The organism is Roseicyclus marinus, from assembly GCF_036322625.1.
Lineage (GTDB): Bacteria > Pseudomonadota > Alphaproteobacteria > Rhodobacterales > Rhodobacteraceae > Roseicyclus > Roseicyclus marinus_A.
The window spans coordinates 1744062-1761045 of sequence record NZ_AP027266.1 but is presented as its reverse complement, the minus strand read 5'-3'; the positions used below and the strand labels follow the sequence as shown (position 1 = coordinate 1761045).

15 protein-coding genes are annotated in these 16984 nt (G+C 66.5%); 8 read left to right on the top strand and 7 right to left on the bottom strand.

Going from position 1 to position 16984, the window contains the following annotated elements:
- Positions 1-98: 98 nt before the first annotated feature.
- From AABA51_RS08275 to AABA51_RS08265, 3 genes are all read left to right on the top strand, one after another.
- Positions 99-3497 (top strand): indolepyruvate ferredoxin oxidoreductase family protein, encoded by a 3399-nt coding sequence (locus AABA51_RS08275; protein WP_338276337.1) that lies wholly within the window; start codon positions 99-101, stop codon positions 3495-3497.
- 194 nt (positions 3498-3691) lie between these two features.
- Complete coding sequence (locus AABA51_RS08270) at positions 3692-4303, top strand: holin-associated N-acetylmuramidase (protein WP_338276335.1); 612 nt, start codon at positions 3692-3694, stop codon at positions 4301-4303.
- Positions 4294-4845 carry a holin family protein gene (locus AABA51_RS08265; protein ID WP_338276334.1) on the top strand — a complete coding sequence of 184 codons (552 nt, stop codon included), beginning with the start codon at positions 4294-4296 and terminating at the stop codon, positions 4843-4845. Before AABA51_RS08270 ends, AABA51_RS08265 begins: the two co-directional genes overlap by 10 nt.
- Here AABA51_RS08265 and AABA51_RS08260 read toward each other — a convergent pair.
- The 3 genes from AABA51_RS08260 to AABA51_RS08250 form a co-directional block, all read right to left on the bottom strand.
- Entirely contained in the window at positions 4797-6182 is a 1386-nt protein-coding gene (locus AABA51_RS08260) for a M20/M25/M40 family metallo-hydrolase (RefSeq protein WP_338276332.1), read from the bottom strand. The genes AABA51_RS08265 and AABA51_RS08260 overlap by 49 nt on opposite strands.
- A 96-nt stretch (positions 6183-6278) precedes the next feature.
- Positions 6279-7337, bottom strand: a complete 1059-nt coding sequence (locus AABA51_RS08255) for an AbrB family transcriptional regulator (protein WP_338276330.1) — start codon at positions 7335-7337, stop codon at positions 6279-6281.
- 13 nt (positions 7338-7350) lie between these two features.
- Positions 7351-8091 (bottom strand): SDR family NAD(P)-dependent oxidoreductase, encoded by a 741-nt coding sequence (locus tag AABA51_RS08250; protein WP_338276328.1) that lies wholly within the window; start codon positions 8089-8091, stop codon positions 7351-7353.
- 170 nt (positions 8092-8261) lie between these two features.
- Here AABA51_RS08250 and AABA51_RS08245 point away from each other — a divergent pair, with 170 nt between their 5' ends.
- The 5 genes from AABA51_RS08245 to AABA51_RS08225 all read left to right on the top strand — a co-directional run bounded on the left by AABA51_RS08245 (position 8262) and on the right by AABA51_RS08225 (position 13136).
- Positions 8262-9038 (top strand): GntR family transcriptional regulator, encoded by a 777-nt coding sequence (locus tag AABA51_RS08245; RefSeq protein ID WP_338276326.1) that lies wholly within the window; start codon positions 8262-8264, stop codon positions 9036-9038.
- Positions 9035-10015: a Bug family tripartite tricarboxylate transporter substrate binding protein gene (locus AABA51_RS08240; protein WP_338276324.1), complete on the top strand. Its 981-nt coding sequence runs from the start codon at positions 9035-9037 to the stop codon at positions 10013-10015. The genes AABA51_RS08245 and AABA51_RS08240 overlap by 4 nt, the downstream gene beginning before the upstream one ends.
- A gap of 71 nt (positions 10016-10086) precedes the next feature.
- Complete coding sequence (locus AABA51_RS08235) at positions 10087-10560, top strand: tripartite tricarboxylate transporter TctB family protein (protein ID WP_338276492.1); 474 nt, start codon at positions 10087-10089, stop codon at positions 10558-10560.
- 28 nt (positions 10561-10588) lie between these two features.
- Entirely contained in the window at positions 10589-12112 is a 1524-nt protein-coding gene (locus AABA51_RS08230) for a tripartite tricarboxylate transporter permease (protein ID WP_338276322.1), read from the top strand.
- Between the two features lie 4 nt (positions 12113-12116).
- A complete protein-coding gene (locus tag AABA51_RS08225) occupies positions 12117-13136 on the top strand; it encodes an Ldh family oxidoreductase (protein WP_338276320.1) in 1020 nt (339 codons plus the stop codon).
- A 36-nt stretch (positions 13137-13172) separates the two neighbouring features.
- Here AABA51_RS08225 and AABA51_RS08220 read toward each other — a convergent pair whose 3' ends face one another.
- Genes AABA51_RS08220 through AABA51_RS08205 form a run of 4 tightly spaced genes read right to left on the bottom strand, consistent with a single transcriptional unit; the run spans position 13173 to position 16952 of the window.
- The gene (locus tag AABA51_RS08220) at positions 13173-14435 is read right to left on the bottom strand and encodes an aminotransferase class V-fold PLP-dependent enzyme (protein WP_338276318.1); all 1263 of its coding nucleotides are present in this window, start codon (positions 14433-14435) and stop codon (positions 13173-13175) included.
- Between the two features lie 20 nt (positions 14436-14455).
- Positions 14456-14911, bottom strand: a complete 456-nt coding sequence (locus AABA51_RS08215) for a PaaI family thioesterase (RefSeq protein ID WP_338276317.1) — start codon at positions 14909-14911, stop codon at positions 14456-14458.
- 1 nt (position 14912) lies between these two features.
- Positions 14913-15698, bottom strand: coding sequence for an enoyl-CoA hydratase (locus tag AABA51_RS08210; protein ID WP_338276315.1), 786 nt, complete (start codon positions 15696-15698; stop codon positions 14913-14915).
- A 24-nt stretch (positions 15699-15722) separates the two neighbouring features.
- Positions 15723-16952 carry a CaiB/BaiF CoA transferase family protein gene (locus AABA51_RS08205; protein WP_338276313.1) on the bottom strand — a complete coding sequence of 410 codons (1230 nt, stop codon included), beginning with the start codon at positions 16950-16952 and terminating at the stop codon, positions 15723-15725.
- Positions 16953-16984: the final 32 nt, after the last annotated feature.

Below are 16984 nucleotides of genomic sequence, written 5' to 3'. Positions count from 1 at the left end.
GGCGGGTTCGGCGCCGGAAAAAGCGTCGACAGGTCAACATTAATGACCTATACTTCGTCGCAGATACAACGACCACGGCCAGCACGGGAGGGCACGCCATGGGGGTGCAGCAGGTATCGCTGGAGGACCGTTTCGACCTGACGAAATCGCCGGTTTTGCTCAACGGCACGCAGGCGCTGGTGCGGCTGATGCTGATGCAAAAGGCGCGCGATTGGGCGGCGGGGTTGAACACGGCCGGTCTGGTCACGGGCTATCGCGGATCGCCGCTGGGGGCGGTCGACATGCAGATGGCGCGGGCGAAAAAGCATCTCGATGCGGCCGATATCGTGTTCCAGCCGGGGTTGAACGAGGATCTGGCGGCAACGGCGCTCTGGGGCAGCCAGCAGGCGGAATTGCGCGGCGAGGGGCGGTTCGAGGGCGTATTCGGCCTGTGGTATGGCAAGGGGCCGGGTGTGGACCGCTCGGGCGACGTGATGCGCCATGTGAACATGGCGGGCACATCGCGCCATGGCGGCGTGCTGATGGCGATGGGCGATGACCACACGGGCGAAAGCTCGACCGTCTGTCACCAATCGGATTGGGCGCTGGTTGATGCCCATATGCCGGTGATCAGCCCGGCGGGTGTGCAGGAAATCCTTGATTACGGGCTTTATGGCTATGCGCTGAGCCGCTTTGCCGGGGTCTGGGTGGGTCTGAAGACGATGAAGGACACGGTCGAGGCGACGGCGGTTGTCGATGGCCGGGCCGACCGGATGCAATTCGTCTTGCCCGAATTCGCGATGCCCGAGGGCGGGCTGAACATCCGGCTTGGCGATCACTGGATCGTGCAGGAGGAACGGCTGGTCGAGCACAAGCGCTATGCCGCCGAAGCCTTTGCCCATGCCAACGGGATCGACCGCCGCGTCCATGGCAAGGCGGGGGCAAAGATCGGCTTTGTTGCCGCCGGCAAGAACTGGCTCGACCTGATGTCGGCCATGGCGACCCTGGGGATCGACGGGGCCGAGGCCGAACGGCTGGGGGTGACGACCTACAAGGTGGGCCAGGTCTGGCCGCTGGACATGACGGGCTTTGCCGCCTGGGCCGAGGGGCTCGACCTGATCGTGGTGGTCGAGGAAAAGCGCAAGCTGATCGAGGTGCAGGTCAAGGAAGCGATCTTCGATGACCGGCGGGGGCGGCGCGTCTATGGCCATCGCAAGGGGGGCGAGACGCTGTTCCCCGCGCATTTCGCGTTGGACCCGGCCGATATCGCGCTGAAGCTGGGTCGTATCCTGATCGAGGAGGGGCGCGAGACCGACCGTATCCGGGCGGGCGTGGCAAGGGTGGAGGAGGCCGCGCGCGCGGGCAATGCGCCCGATCTGGCCGTGCGCACGCCGTGGTTCTGTTCGGGCTGTCCGCACAACACCAGCACCAAGGTGCCCGAGGGCGCGCGGGCAGGCGCAGGCATCGGCTGCCATTTCATGGTGAAATGGATGGACCGCAACACCGAGGCCTTTACCCATATGGGCGGCGAGGGCGCGAACTGGATCGGGGAAGCGCCGTTTTCGACGCGCAAGCACGTGTTCCAGAATATCGGCGAGGGGACCTATAACCATTCGGGGATATTGGCGATCCGGGCCGCCGTCGCAGCCAAGGCCAACATCACCTACAAGATCCTGTTCAACGATGCCGTGGCCATGACGGGCGGGCAGCACAACGAGGGGGATCTGGACCCGGCGCGGATCGCGCGCGAGGTTCAGGCGATGGGGGTCAACCATATCGCGCTGATCTACGACCCCAAGGAAGAGATCGATTGGTCCACCTATCCCGCCGGGCTCGAACAGCATCCGCGCGACGATCTGATGGCGGTGCAGGAGCGCTTTCAGGAGATCGAGGGGGTTTCGGCGATCATCTATGTCCAGACCTGCGCCGCCGAAAAGCGGCGTCGCCGCAAGCGCGGCAAGTTCCCCGACCCGGACCGGCGCGTCTTCATCAACACCGATGTCTGCGAGGGCTGCGGGGATTGCGGGGTGCAGTCCAATTGCGTGTCCATCGTGCCGGTGGAGACGGAGCTGGGCCGCAAGCGGGCCATCGACCAATCCTCGTGCAACAAGGATTTCAGCTGTCTCAAGGGGTTCTGCCCCAGTTTCGTGACGCTGGAGGGGGCGAAGATCCGCAAGCAGGCGACGGCCGAGGTCGATCTGTCGGGCCTGCCCGCGCCGGTCCTGCCAAGGATCGAGGGCACGCATAACGTACTGGTGACGGGTGTGGGCGGCACGGGTGTGGTGACGATTGGCGCGGTGATGGCGCAGGCGGCCCAGATCGACGGCAAGGGCGTGGGCATGATCGAGATGGCGGGGCTTGCCCAGAAGGGTGGCGCGGTCTGGATCCATCTGCGTCTGGCGGAGCGGCCTGAGGAAATCTCGGCGATCCGGGTCGGATTGGGGGAGGCCCATGCCGTCATCGGGGGCGATCTGGTGGTCACCGGCGGGGCCAAGACGCTGGGGCTGATGCGGACGGGCCAGACGGGGGCCGCGGTCAACAGCCACGAGATCATCACCGGCGAGTTCACCCGCGACACCGAATTCCGCATTCCGGGCAAGGATTTGCAGGTCGCCATCCAGGCGCGGGTGCAGGACAGGCTGGCGCTGTTCGACGCGACCGAATTGTCCCGCATCCTGTTGGGGGATTCGATCTATTCCAACATGATGGTCTTTGGCGCGGCCTGGCAGATGGGGGTGATCCCCTTGAGCCATGCGGCGATTTCGCAGGCCATCGTGCTGAATGGTGCGGCGGTCGAGCGCAACGCGCAGGCTTTCGAGATGGGCCGTTGGGCGGCGCTGAACCCGGAGGCGGCAGACCGCATGCTGCGGGCGGAGGTCGTGGAAAAGCCCAGGTCGCTCGAGGAAAAGATCGCCTTCCGCGAGAGCCATCTTGTCGCCTACCAGGGCAAGCGGCTGGCGCGGCGCTACCGGCGGATGGTCGATGGCATCGCCGATCCAAAGCTGAAGGAGGCGGTGGCCAAGGGCTATCACAAGGCGCTGGCCTACAAGGATGAATTCGAGGTGGCGCGCCTGCATCTGGCGACCGAGGCCAAGGCGCGCGAGAGTTTCGAGGGGGATTTCAAGATGAAATTCCACCTCGCCCCGCCGCTGTTGCCGGGCAGGGATGGCGCGGGGCGGCCGAAGAAGCGGGAGTTCGGCGGCTGGATGATGCGGGTCTACCCGCTGCTCGCGCGGATGAAGGTGTTGCGCGGGACGGTGTTGAACCCGTTCGGCCATACGGCGGAACGGCGGATGGAACGAGCGCTGATCGCGCAATATGAGGCCGACATGGCAAAATGGCTGCCCAAGGCGGGCGCGGTCGATCCCGATGCGCTGGTGGCGCTGGCGGAACTGCCGCTATCGGTGCGGGGCTTTGGCCCGGTGAAGGAGGCCAATGCCGCCAAGGCGGCGCTGCGGCGCGACGAGATCCTGGCGCGGTTGCGGGCGGGGCCGGGATTGGCGGCGGCGGCGGAATAGGGGGGATTTGGGGGAATTGAGGGGGCCCTGGCCCCGTCGCCAGAGGCGACGATTCCAAAGTAAGGGGGCTCTGCCCCCGTCGCCTTTGGCGACCCCCCCGGGATATTTTTGAAACAGAGAAGGCTCTTAACGGGTTGTTAGGGCTCAGGCCCTAGTGTTGCCGCATCGAAACCGGAGCAGGGAGGGGCGAACCCATGCTGTCGGTTCGATCCATCGCGGAAGAGATCGTGGCGCGCGAGGGCGGCTATGTGGATGATCCCGACGATCCCGGGGGACCCACGAAATTCGGCGTGACGATTCATACCGCGCGGCGGTTGGGCCTCGATCTGGACGCAGATGGCGATGTTGATGCCGCCGATGTGCGGCAGCTGACGCGCCAGCAGGCGGTCGAGATTTTCGTGCGGGACTATTTCGAGCGGCCCCGGATCGCGATGCTGCCCGAAGCCTTGCAGCCCTCTGTCTTTGACATGCAGGTCAATGCCGGCGCGCAGGCGGTCCGCATCTTGCAGCGGCTGTTGCGCGACATGGGGCTGGAGATCGCGGTCGATGGCGTGATCGGGCCCGAGACGGCGCGCGCGGCGCAAGTGGCGCTGGAGATGGCGCCCGATCACCTGGTCGATGCCTATGGGATCGCGCGGCGGAATTTCTATTACGCGCTCGCCGACCGGCGGCCTGCGAGCCGGAAATACGCAAGGCGGCGCGATGGCGGCAAGGGCGGCTGGATCACGCGGGCCGAAAGCTTCATCGCGCCGCGCTATCGCCTGAGCGAGGCGGAGCATCGGGCAAGGGTGGCGGCATGGGATTGATCGGGCGGGCCATGGGCATGGGGCAGGCGGCAGGGGCGATCGGCGAGGCGGCGCAGGGATTGTCGGAGGTTTTCGTCGCCAATGCGACGCGGGCGATGGAGCTTGATGCCGAGATCCATCGCGCGACGATGGAGACGGCGGGGGCGGAATTCCAATATGCCGGGTCCGGCCTGTTCGACCGGGCGATCAACGGGTTGAACCGTCTGCCGCGCCCGATGCTGGCCTTGGGCACCTTGGGATTGTTCGTCTATGCGATGGTCGATCCGGCGGGATTTGCCCGGCGGATGGTGGGGCTCGAGGCGGTGCCGGAGCCGCTGTGGTGGCTGCTCGGGGCCATCGTCAGTTTCTATTTCGGCGCGCGGGAATTGCATTACACGCGGGCAGCCCCCCGTGTGGGCGGGCTGCTCCGGCGGGGCGGTCTGCGGCAGGCCCCGGCCGATGATCCCGTGGCGGTGAACCCCGCGCTGTCTGCCTGGCGGAACGGGGCGGCGGATCAGGTCCCGAGCAATTCGACGCGCGAGACTTCGCCGAGGTCCCAGTAAAGGCCCGCCATCAGCCCGACCGCTTCGGGAAAGAGCGCGCGGGGCAGATGCTCGTTCGGGGCATGTTGCGAGCAGCCGGGATAGGAATGGGGCACCCAGACGGTGGGCAGGGCAAGGATTTCGGTGAAGATGTCATTGGGCAGCGAGCCGCCCAGCGAGGGCAGGACCACGGGGGCCGCCCCATGGGTGCGCGCGAGCGAGGCGGCGGCGAAACGGGCAGCCGGGTGGTCGACCGGCGTGGCGGAGGCGCGGAATTGCGACCCTTCGCGGGTGATGGTGACATCGGGATGGCCCTGCGCGTCGAGATGGGCGCGCAGCGCCTGTTCCAGCCGCGTGTCGTCGATGCCGGGGACATAGCGCAATTGCACCACCGCCTCGGCCTGATCGGGGATTGCATTGACGGGCTGGGCGATGTTTCCGGCGGTGAAGGCGAGGATTTCGGCCGAATTCCAGGCGTGGATGCGTTCGGCGGGGGTGAGACCCTCGGCCCCCCAATCGGCATCGACCTCGCCCCCGGCGGGGGTAAGACCGGCAAGGGCCGCGCGCGCCGCATCGGGCACGCCTGCGGGCACCCAGCCCGGCACCTGGAGCGCGCCGTTCCGCGTGGCGATGGTGGCAAGCGCATGGGCAAGTTCGAGCGCGGGATTGCGCAGCGCGCCGCCGAAATTGCCCGAATGCCGCCCGCCCTCGCGCCGGTTGAGGCGCAGGCGGAAGGTCGCGCCGCCGCGCGCGCCGAGGAAGATGGTCGGCTGATCGGCGGCAAGGCGCGGGCCGTCGGAGGCGATCAGCAGATCGGCCTTGAGCTGGTCCTTGAGCCGTTCGCAGACCCGTCCAAGGCCGGGGGAGCCGATTTCCTCGCCCATCTCGATGATCACATGGGTGTTGAAGCCCAAGGACCCCCGCGCGGCCAGGACCGCCTGCAGCGCGGTCATGTTGACCAGCATTTGTCCCTTGTTGTCGGCGATGCCGCGTCCGTACCAGCGGCCGGTTTCCGCATCCTCGGTCAGGGTCCAGGGATCGCGGTCGGCGGCCCATTGGCCTGTCATGGCGGGCACGGTGTCGCCATGGGCATAGCCGAGGATCGTGGGGCGGTCGGGCGCTTCGATGCGGCTGGCCAGCAGGAAGGGGCGGCCCTCGACGGACAGCCCCTGCGTGGTGAAGCCCATGGCGGTGAAGCCCTGCGCGACATGGGCAAGATAGGCGTGCAGCGGCGCATCGGGCGATTTTGAATCGGTGGGAAAGGCGATCAGGTCGGACAGGGCGCTGCGAAAGGCGTCATCCTCGGCAAGGGTGCGGGCGAGGGTGATGGCGGTGTCGCGGGCGGTGGCGTCGAGCATGATGGTCCTTTCTGGCAGGCCCGATCTTGATAGGGCCGGGGCGCGGTGCTGGCAACATCGGGGGTGGGGGATTGTTTGTTGCCACGCGCCGCCCGGTCAGCGCCTGCGCGCCTTGCGGATGCCGAGGAGCCGGGCCGCGACGGGCGCGCCCAGGATGATCAGGAAGACGCGGGCGACATGGTGCAACACGACATAGCCCAGATCCGCGCCGACCACGATGGCGAGGATCGCCATTTCCGCCTGTCCCGCGGGCACGAAGGCGAGAAAGCCGTCAAGCGGCGGGGCAAGGCCCAGAAGGATGATCGCCTCGGTGAAAAGCGCGGCCATGGCGGCCACGATCACGACGAAGAGAAGCCCCGCCACGACGTCGCGCCGCACCTCGGCCATGGTGATGCCGACATAGCCCGCGCCAAGGCCCAGGCCGATGAAGAATTGCGCGGCCAGAATGGCTTCGGCCGGGGGGCGGACATGGATGATGTCGGCCAGCGACAGGGCGGCGGTCAGGACCATGGGGCCGATGATCGGCGCGCCGAAAAGCCCGATCCGCTCGGCCGCCTTCCAGCCCAGAAGCGCGGCAAAGACCATGATGACCAGCTCATGCGGGGGCAGCGTGCTGGCCGGCGCGCCGATCGGATTGTCGAGCGCGGCATCGAAGAGATGGACGAGCAGGAAGGGCGTGGCCATGACGATGACGATCACGCGGGTGGCATGGACCAGCGTCAGGCTGCGGACATTGGCGCCTGCCTCCTGCCCGAAGAGGGTCATGTCGGCGAGGCCGCCGGGCATGGCGGCATACCAGGCGGTGGGCAGGTCATAGCCGTAGAGCTTGCGGAAAAAGGGCACGCCGATGGCAGCTATGGTCACGACGTAAAGCGGCACCATGGCGAGCGTCACGGCCATTTGCGGCAGGCGCGCGACGAGATCGGGGGTGATCGAGGCCCCGATGGCAACGCCGAGGATCGTCCGCATGACCTTGCCCGCGACACCCGCATCGCGGACCGGCACACCGATCAGCGCCGCGACAAGGCAGGCAAAGAGCGGCCCGAGCAGGAAGGGCAGGGGCAGGGCAAGCGCGTGGAAGAGGCCGGTGCCGACACAGCCGATGGCGATGGTCAGGACAAGGCGCGGGGCCTTGGGGCCAAGCGACAGGCGCATGATGCGCTTTCCCTCAGGTCTGTTCCCCGCCGTTCACGGCGATCATCTGCCCGGTGACGAAGCGCGCCTCGGGCGTGGCGAGGAAGGCCGCGACGGAGGCGATGTCGTCAGGCCTGCCCATGAAGCCTGCGGGGATCGTGGCTGTGCGCTTGGGGTCGTCGGCGGTGGCGGTCTCATCCCGGATCTGGCCGGGAGAGATCACGTTGGCGGTGATGCCATGGGGGGCAAATTCGGTCGAGAGCGCCTTGGTCAGGCCCCAGACGCCATGCTTGGCCGCCGAGATCGGCGCGCCCTCGAAATAGCCGCGCATCGCTTTCATGCCTGCGAAATTGATGATGCGGCCCCATTTGCGGTCGACCATACCGGGCAGGAAGGCCCGCGCGGTGCGATAGGCCCCGGTCAGCGCCACGTCGACCACGCCGTGCCAGTCTTCCTCGGTCATCTCGAGGAAAGGTTTGTGGGGGCGACGGGCGGCGTTGTTGACAAGGATGTCGATCGCGCCGAACCGGTCGAGGGCTGCGGCGGTGATGCGGGCCACATCCTCGGGCCGGGCCATGTCGCCCATGGCGACGAGTGCCTCTGCCCCCGTGGCGCGGATGCGGGCGGCGGTTTCCTCGCAGGCCTCGGCATTGCTCGATCCATTGACCACGACGGTGCAGCCAAGCTCGGCCAGGCGCAGCGCGATGGCGCGCCCGATATTCTGCCCCGAGCCCGAAACAAAGGCGGTCTTGCCTGTCAGAACCTTGTCGGTCATCGCGTCATATCCCCCGTGGATTGCAATGAATTCAATGTTTTGGCGGTGTCTTTGTCCCTGTGTGCAGGGCATTTCGACCCAAGGCCGCGCGCTCTTTCGGTACTCTCGTGCGGCGGGGTATTCAACAGAATATTGTTGACAATCGACAATTTGTGGCCTGATCTGTGGCCATGGATCTGAAGCAGGACATCCGGGAATCCCTTGCGCGGCGGCGGCAGCGACCGCTTGTGCTGGAGGTGCGCGACGCGCTGGAAGAAATGATCCTGATCGGCGAGATCGCGGCGGGCGAGCGGCTGAACGAGGCGGCGCTGGCCGAGCAATTGGGCGTGAGCCGTGGACCCGTGCGGGAGGCCGCCCGGTCGCTGGAGCGCGAGGGGCTGGTCGAGGCGGTCGCCAATGAAGGCGTCTACGTGCGCCGCCTGTCGCCGCGTGACGGTCTGGAGCTCTACGATCTGCGGGCGATGATCGCGGGGTATCTGTGCGCCGCCGTCGCCGAAGCGGGCGACCCGGAGATCGCGCTCGAATTGCAGGATTTCCATGCCGCCATGGGCCGCGCGATGGAGGCGGGGGCGGAGGCGGAGTATTTCGACCTCAACCTCGCCTTTCACGACCGGATCGCGGAGGCGGCGGGATTGCCGCGTGCCCGCGCGCTCTATGTCTCGCTCGGCAAGGAAGTGCGGTTGATGCGGCTCAAGGTGCTGACCGGCCCCGAGGCGCTGCGTCAATCCTACAGGGAACATGCCCGGATCGTGGAGGCGATCGCGGTGGGCGATGGGGAGGGTGCGCGCACGGCAGGTGCCGCGCATCACGCGAGCGGCAAGAAACGGCTGCTCGACAGGCTCCGGCAGGAGGGGGGCGCGTGCCACGCTCCGGCCGGTCATGCGGTTCCGGCCCCGGGAGAGGGGCGGGCCGTGGAACCGAAAACCGATCTAGGGAGGATCACATGACCAACTTCGACACGACGCTGCGCCTTGGCGCGATGACGCTGGCGCTGGCCGCACCGCTTGCGGTGGCCACGCCGGCCATCGCGCAGGAATACCCCGACCCGGCCCAGACGCTGGATTGGACCATCGCCTTTGGCCCCGGCGGCGGCAACGACATCATGGCGCGGACCATCGTCGACATCCTGAACACCTATGACCTCTATCCCGGCGACATCTCGATCGAGAACCGCGCCGGCGGCTCGGGTGCCGTGGGCTGGGGCTATCTGTTTGGCCAGGCAGGGTCGGGCTATGGCATCTCGACCACCTCGGGCAGCTTCGTGACCACGCCGCTGCAGGCCGATACGCCCTGGCAGCCGGCCGATTTCACGCCCGTGGCGCTTCTGGCGACCGATGACCTTGTCCTGGTCGTGAACGGCTCGTCCGAGATCCAGGACATCAACGAATTCATCGCCTATGCGCAGGCCAACCCGATCACCATCGCGGGCACGGGCACGGTCAACGTCGACTTCATCGTGCCGACGCTCTTCGCGCAGGAAGCGGGCTTCGAATTCGAATATGTCTCGTTCAACTCGATGGCGGACCAGACCACGGCGCTGTTGTCGGATTCGGTCGATGCCATGGTGGGCAACCCCGGCGAGATCCTCGGCCTGATCGACAGTGGCGATCTGCGCGCGCTGGTCTATTCGGGTGCCTCCAGCCCCGCCGCTCTCGAAGGCGTGCCGACGATGGGCGATGTGGGCCATGACATCGGCGTGTCGATGCCGCGCGGCCTGATCCTGCCGCCCGATGCCCCGGCGGAAGCCCAGCAATTCTGGATCGAAACCATGCAGCGCGTGGTCCAGACCCCGGAATGGGCCGCCTATATCGAGAACAACACGCTGACGCCCACCGTTCTTTACGGTGACGAGTTCCGCACCTTCCTGACCAACACGCAGAACGGTTTCGAGGAAGTGCTGCGCTCGGTCGGCGCGATCCAGTAAGCGCGCGATACGCGACAGGGCCGGGCGCAGTTTCGCGCCCGGTCCCCTTCTTCTGACGCATCGGGGTGGATATGCGCATCGTCTTTCTGGTCGCGCTTCTGGGCGCGGCGATCTTCTACAGCTACATCGCCTTTGCCGATCTGAACTTCATGACGCGGACGGGCCGGTTGGGACCGGGCTTTTTCCCGCGCATCGTGGGGCTGGCGATGGTGGGCATGACGCTTTTGGCCATTCTGGATGCGCTGCGCGACCGCGCGCGGGTGGCAGCCGGAGGCGCACCCGGTGCCGATGACGCCCCAGACGGCCGGTGGCGGGATTTCGTGCTGTTGATGGCGATGGCGCTGACTTATGCCGTGCTGATCCGGCTTTTTGGCGGGTTCATCTCGACCGTCATCTACCTTGGCGTGGCGCTGGCGCTGCTGAACCCCGGAAAACTCCTGCAAAATACGCTCGTGGCGGTGATCTTTCCGACCTGTGTCTACCTGCTGTTCGACCGGGTGCTGAACGCCAACATGCCGCCCGCGCTCATCGATCTGCCGTTCTGACGGGTTCGTCCGTCCAAGGGAGCCAGAAATGGACATCTTTTCCGATCTCGTGATGGGCCTGTCGGTCGCGATCACGCCGATGAACATGCTCTACCTGCTGATCGGGGCCATGGTGGGGATGATCGTGGGGGTGATCCCCGGTTTCGGCCCTTCGGCCGGGCTTGCGATCCTTTTGCCTGTCACCTTCGGGATGGACCCGGTGGGCGCGATCATGATGCTCGCCGCGATCTATTACGGGTCGATGTATGGCGGCACGATCACGTCGATCCTGCTCAACACGCCCGGTGAAAGCGCCACCGTCGCCTCGACCTTTGACGGCTATCCGCTGGCCAAGAACGGGCGCGCGGGCCCTGCGCTGGTGATGCAGGCGGTCGCCTCCTTCGTGGGGGGGACGGTGGGCGTGATCCTGATCACGATCCTTGCGCCGATGTTCTCGCAGGTCTCGCGCAGCTTCGGGCCGCCGGAATATTTCCTGCTGGCCATGATGGGGATGCTGACGCTCCTGGTCATGATCGGATCCAACTGGAAGCTCGGCGTGATCTCGGCGCTGATCGGTTTCGCGCTTGGCACTGTCGGCGTCGATCTGGAGACGGGGCAGGGGCGCTATACCTTTGGCTCGGCCGAGTTGATCGGGGGCATCTATTTCATTCCCATCGCCATCGGTCTGTTTGGCCTGGGCGAGCTGTTCTACGCCTTTTATTCGGGCATGCACCGGCACGGGTCGGGCGGGCTTGTGCAATACGGCAAGGAACAGAGGTTCTGGCCGACGGCGGAGGATTACATCTCGACGCGTTGGACGATGCTGCGCGGCTCGGTTCTGGGCTTTGTCGTGGGCGTTATCCCCGGTGCGGGGGCGACCATCGCCTCGCTCATGGCCTATTCCACCGAACGCTCGCTATCCAAGCATCCCGAACGCTTCGGCAAGGGTGAGATGGCGGGTCTGGTGGCCCCCGAGACGGCGAATAACGCGGCCTCTTCGGGCGCGATGATCCCGCTTCTGACGCTGGGCATTCCGGGTTCGGCCTCCACCGCCGTTTTGCTTGCGGCCTTCCTGTTGTGGGGGCTGCGGCCCGGTCCGCTGTTCATGGAGCAGAACCCGGAAATGGCCTGGGGCCTGATCGCGTCGATGTATCTGGGCAACATGGTGCTTCTGGCGATCTCGATCTTTGCCATCCCGCTCTTCGTGCAGATCATCAAGGTGCCCTACCGCATCCTTGGCCCTTGCATCGTGGTGATCTGTGCGCTGGGGACCTTTACCGTCCACGCCAGTTTCATCGAGCTGTACCTGATGTTTGCGGCAGGGATCGTGGGCTTTTTCATGCGGCTTTACGGCTTCTCGCCCGCAGCCCTTGTTCTTGCGCTGGTTCTTGGGCCGCTGGCCGAGGAGGCGCTGCGCCAGACGATGACGATCTCGCGGGGGTCTTTCGGCATCTTCCTCGACCGGCCGGCGTCGGTCTGGATCATCTGCTTGACGGTGGCGCTTCTGGTTCTGCTGCCGCTTCTGGGCCGGATCGGGTCGAGCGCGGGCAAGGCCGAGAAGGCGGGCGGCTGAGGCCATGCCGGTCCTGACCGAACAGGAGGCGCGGGCGGTGACGGCCCGCGCCTTTTTGCGTGCGGGCGTGGCCCCGGATCTGGCCGAGGCTGCGGCGCTGCATCTGACGCTGACCGAGATGATGGGGATCACGACCCACGGGTTGTCGCGGGTGTCGAGCTATATCGGGCGCATAAGGGCAGGGGGGATCGAGGCGGGCGCGCGGCCCGCGTTCGAGGCGGTGGCGCCTGCGCTCATCCGGGGCGATGCCGCCCAGGGGCTGGGTGCGGGGGTGGCGCAACTGGCGCTGGCGCGCACGATGGAGGCCGCGCGCGAGACCGGGATCGCGGCCTGTTTCCTGCGCAACGCCACCCATTTCGGGGCCATCGCCCCCTTGAGCCTTGTCGCGGCAGAGGTGGGGTTCGCGAGCCTTGTCACCGCCAACAGCGCGCCGATGCTGGCCCCGCCCGGGGGGCGCGGCGTGGCGGTGGGCAATGCGCCGACGGGGATCGGCTTGCCGCATATGGGTGGGCGGCATGTGATCCTCGACATGGCGCTGTCGGTCGCCGCGCGATCCAAGCTGCGTGGCGCGGCAGAGCGGGGGGAGACGGTGCCCGACAGCTGGGCGCTCGATGCCGAGGGGCGGCCCACGACCGATCCCAAGGCCGCGCTCAAGGGCGTGTTGCAGGCCATCGGTGGGCGAAAGGGGGCGGCGCTGGCCGTCACGCTCGACCTGATGGCGGCGGGTTTGGCGGGGGCGGCGATGCTGTCGGATGTGGGTGACAACCATGCCGACCCGTCGCGGCGTCCCGATGTGGGGCAGATGTTTCTGGTGATCGATGCCGCGCGCCTGATGCCGCCCGATGTGCTGGCCCAAAGGCTCGACCATGCGGCGGGGATCGTTGGGGCGGTGCCGCCCGTGCCGGGGGGCGCGCCCCCGCGCTTGCCCGGTGCACGGGCCATGGCGGCCTTGAGACAGGCGCGCGCGGTGGGGATCGACCTGTCGGCGGGATTGCTGAACGAATTGCAGGAGCTGGCGGGCTGAAGGGCCCGCCAGATCGGTCCATTCAGTTCGGCCTCGTCAGGCGGAGGCAGCCTCGGTGATCTCGCGCATCGCCTGAAGGAATTGGGCCACTTCGCCTTCGGTATTGTAATGGCACATGGAGACGCGCACGGCGCTGCCAAGCCCCAGCGGCGTCAGGATATTGCCCGAATAATGATCGGCCTTGCGGGTATGGGTGCGGATGCCGCGCGCGCGGAGCGCCGTCACCACGTCGGGCGCCTCCATCCCTGCGACGGTGAGCGACACCAGCCCCTCGCGGCGCGGATTGTCGAGGCCACCGATGATCGTGACACCGGGCATTTCGGCCAGACCCTTGAGGTTGCCGGTTCCATGCAGCATTGCATGGACCAGATGCGCCTCATGGGCGTGGATCGCCTCACCTGCGGCGACGATGCGCGCGCGGCGGTCGGTGGCCTCCGACACCTCGCCGCCCAGCCAGTCGAAGTAATCGACCACGTCGGAAAAGGTCACATAGGCCCCGGTATCGCGCGTGCCGAATTCCCACGGGTTGCCCGGGGCGTCGATCAGGTGTTCGTGCCGGATGGCATGCAGCCTGTCGCTGACCCAGGCCACGCCATAGCCATGGCGCGAAAAGACCTTGTAGGGCGAGACGACATAGCCGTCGATGTCATAGCTTGCGATGTCGAGCCGCCCATGGGCCGCATGCTGGATGCCGTCGACGATGATGATGCAATCCGGCGCGATCTTGCGGATGGCGCGGGCGATGCTGGCGACATCGACGCCCATGCCGGTGACGGGCGAGGTGTGCAGGATCGTGGCAACGCGGGTATCTGGCGTGATTTCAGGCAGATAGGCATCAGAGTTCACGTGGCCCGTGGCATTGTCATGGGCGACCAGCACATGCGGCTTGCCTGCGACCTCGGCCCAGTGATGGGCGGCGCTGCGGGTGGCGGGATGCTCAAGCGTCGATCCCAGAACGCGGCCCGGCGCGGTGCCCACGATGGCCGTGCGGATCAGCCGGAACAAGAGCTCCGTCCCGCTTTCGCCCACGAAAAACTGCCCCTCGGGCGCGTTGAAAAAGACGCGCATGTCTTCCTTGGCCTTGTCGATCAGCGCGACAAGGGCATGGGCTGCGGGGTTGTCGCGGCCCTGGTTGTCGGGAATGGCCGCGAACTTGGCCGATGTGTCCACGACCGATTTCAGCGTCAGCGCGCCGCCCGCATTCTCGAAAAACACCCGCGGCCCTTCGAAGGGGCAGGTGTCGACATGGGCGAAACGCTCGCGCACGGCCTCGATCAGGCCGGGTTTTTCGGTCAGCATTTCGGGGTCTCCTTCAAGTCTCAGCCGGGCATTTTCCATGTCGCGGTGGCGTGCGCGGCCAGTTTGCCATCCTCGGAGAACAGCTTGCTTTCCATGAAGGACAGGCTGCGCCCGCGCCGGGTGAAGCTGCCCTCCACGGTCACGGTTCCGCCCATCACGGGGCGCAGGAATTGCACCTTCATCTCGATCGTGGCGCCGGGGCCTGCGACCTTGGCCACCAGGTGGCCCATGGAAATGTCCATGGCGCTGGCCATGATCCCGCCATGCAGCGCGCCTTGCGGATTGCGCAACATGTCGGTGACCGGGAAGGTCAGGCGGCACACCTCCTTGGCCTCATCGGAGGCCGCGTCGGGCAGATAGGCAAAGGACAAGTCCAGAAAGCGCGCGAGAAAGAACCGCTCGAACACCTGTTCATGGGTGTCGAGCGCATCCTTCAGCCGCGCGCTGGCGCTGTCATGGTCGATCTTGCCCGCCATCTCAGGCGCCGATGAAATTCGGCTTGCGCTTTTCCATGAAGGCGCGACGGCCCTCGATGTAATCCTGGCTGTCGAAGCAGGCTTTCACGCGGGCATCGCATTCGGCCAGGTCGCGCTGGCTTTCGGGGGTGACGGTCTGACCCACGATGTATTTGACCGAGGCCACCGTCATCGGCGCGTTTTCGGCGATCATCTGCGCGGTTTCCAGCGCGGTTTCGCCGACCTTGTCATCGGGCACGACGCGGTTCACGAGGCCCATCACGCGCGCTTCCTCGGCGGTGAAGCGGCGGGCGGTGAAGAAGATCTCCTTGGCGAAGGAGGGGCCGACCACGTCCACCAACCGCTTGATGCCGGGGAACCCGTAGCCAAGGCCAAGCTTGGCTGCCGGGACCGCGAATTGCGAGCCCTCGCCACAGATGCGCAGGTCGCAGCACAGCGCCAGCGCCACGCCGCCGCCCACGCAGAACCCGTCGATCTGGGCGATGGTGGGCTTGGGGAAAGCCTCGACCATGTCATAGACGCGCTTGGTCGTGGCATTGTAGCGCGCCACGCCCTCTTCGCTGGCGCGTTCGCTTTCGAACTTGGAGATGTCGGCCCCCGAGACGAAAGCCTTTCCGCCCGCGCCCGACAGGATCAGGATGCGCACCGAAGGGTCGGCCTGAAAGCGGATCATCGCGGCCTCGACCGCTTCCCACATCTCGAGCGAGACGGCGTTGCGCTTTTCGGGCTGGTTGAAGATGATCCGGGCGATGTCGCCGTTTTGCTCGGTCAGGATCTTGTCGGTCATGGTCTTGTCTGTCCCTTGGGTCTGTCAGATGGCCCCTGCGGCCCTCATTTCGGCGATCTCGGCCTCGGAATAGCCCATCTCGGCGAGGATCTCGGCGGTGTGCTGGCCTGCAAGCGGCGGTGGCTTGGCGATGTGGCTGGGTGTGCGGCTCATGATGATGGGCTGGCCCACCAGTTCGGTTTCGCCGCGTTCCTGGCTGACGACGGGTTGGGCGAGGCCCAGGTGGCGCACCTGCGGATTGGCGAATACCTGGGAGATGTCGTTGATCTCGCCCGCGGGCACGCCTGCAGCGTTGAAGGCGTCGATCCAGTCGGCGGTCGACCGCGTCAGGGTGATCGCCTCGATCTCGGCGTTCAGCGCATGGCGGTTTTCGGACCGCGCGGCGGCGGTGGCGTAGCGCGCATCCTCCTTCCAGTCAGGGCGGCCCATCACGTCGCAGAACTTGCCCCAGATCACGTTGCCGGTGACCGCGATGTTCATGTGCCCATCGCTGGATTTGAAGACACCGGTCGGGATGGTCGTCGGGTGGTTGTTGCCCGCCTGTTTCGGCACGACCCCATCCATCAGCCAGCGCGCGGCCTGGAAATCGAGCATGAAGACCTGTGCCTGCAGGAGCGAGGTCTGGACCCATTGCCCCCGGCCGGAGTGCTGGCGTTCGAAAAGCGCGATCAAGATGCCCTGGGCCGCGAAAAGCCCCGCGCAGAGATCCGCAATCGGGATGCCCACGCGCATCGGCCCGGTGCCGGGCTCGCCCGTGATCGACATCAGCCCCCCCATGCCCTGCGCGATCTGGTCGAAACCGGGGCGGTCCGCCAAGGGCCCATCCTGACCGAAGCCGGAAATGGAGGCATAGATCAGGCCGGGATTGGTCTGGCTCAGGCTGTCGTAATCGATGCCGAGACGCTTTTTCACGCCGGGGCGGAAGTTTTCTACGATGATGTCGGCGGTATCGGCCAACCGCTTGAAGGCAGCCAGACCGGCGGGGGATTTGAGATCCAGCGTCAGCGAGCGCTTGTTGCGGTGCAGGTTCTGGAAATCGGGGCCATGGCGGGGGCCGCCGAATTCGGCCTCGTCCACCGGCGCTTCGATCTTGATGACATCGGCGCCCCAATCGGCCAGCTGCCGCACACAGGTCGGGCCCGAGCGCACCCGCGTCAGATCCAGCACGCGCAACCCTTTGAGCGCGGTGCTGGCAACAGCGGTTTCTGCCTCGTCTGCCTCGCGTGTTGCGGTCTGTCCGGGCGGCGGTGTCATGCGGTCTCCCCCTTGGTGTCCTCACTATTGGT

What these genes read in the sequence shown, in the direction of transcription:
- AABA51_RS08220 (WP_338276318.1), bottom strand. Translation starts at nt 14,435, where the DNA reads ATGCTGACCGAAAAACCCGGCCTGATCGAGGCCGTGCGCGAGCGTTTC.
- AABA51_RS08265 (WP_338276334.1), top strand. Translation starts at nt 4,294, where the DNA reads ATGGGATTGATCGGGCGGGCCATGGGCATGGGGCAGGCGGCAGGGGCG.
- AABA51_RS08210 (WP_338276315.1), bottom strand. Translation starts at nt 15,698, where the DNA reads ATGACCGACAAGATCCTGACCGAGCAAAACGGCGACATCGCCCGGATC.
- AABA51_RS08235 (WP_338276492.1), top strand. Translation starts at nt 10,087, where the DNA reads ATGCGCATCGTCTTTCTGGTCGCGCTTCTGGGCGCGGCGATCTTCTAC.
- AABA51_RS08205 (WP_338276313.1), bottom strand. Translation starts at nt 16,952, where the DNA reads ATGACACCGCCGCCCGGACAGACCGCAACACGCGAGGCAGACGAGGCA.
- AABA51_RS08270 (WP_338276335.1), top strand. Translation starts at nt 3,692, where the DNA reads ATGCTGTCGGTTCGATCCATCGCGGAAGAGATCGTGGCGCGCGAGGGC.
- AABA51_RS08275 (WP_338276337.1), top strand. Translation starts at nt 99, where the DNA reads ATGGGGGTGCAGCAGGTATCGCTGGAGGACCGTTTCGACCTGACGAAA.
- AABA51_RS08215 (WP_338276317.1), bottom strand. Translation starts at nt 14,911, where the DNA reads ATGGCGGGCAAGATCGACCATGACAGCGCCAGCGCGCGGCTGAAGGAT.
- AABA51_RS08240 (WP_338276324.1), top strand. Translation starts at nt 9,035, where the DNA reads ATGACCAACTTCGACACGACGCTGCGCCTTGGCGCGATGACGCTGGCG.
- AABA51_RS08230 (WP_338276322.1), top strand. Translation starts at nt 10,589, where the DNA reads ATGGACATCTTTTCCGATCTCGTGATGGGCCTGTCGGTCGCGATCACG.
- AABA51_RS08260 (WP_338276332.1), bottom strand. Translation starts at nt 6,182, where the DNA reads ATGCTCGACGCCACCGCCCGCGACACCGCCATCACCCTCGCCCGCACC.
- AABA51_RS08225 (WP_338276320.1), top strand. Translation starts at nt 12,117, where the DNA reads ATGCCGGTCCTGACCGAACAGGAGGCGCGGGCGGTGACGGCCCGCGCC.
- AABA51_RS08250 (WP_338276328.1), bottom strand. Translation starts at nt 8,091, where the DNA reads ATGACCGACAAGGTTCTGACAGGCAAGACCGCCTTTGTTTCGGGCTCG.
- AABA51_RS08245 (WP_338276326.1), top strand. Translation starts at nt 8,262, where the DNA reads ATGGATCTGAAGCAGGACATCCGGGAATCCCTTGCGCGGCGGCGGCAG.
- AABA51_RS08255 (WP_338276330.1), bottom strand. Translation starts at nt 7,337, where the DNA reads ATGCGCCTGTCGCTTGGCCCCAAGGCCCCGCGCCTTGTCCTGACCATC.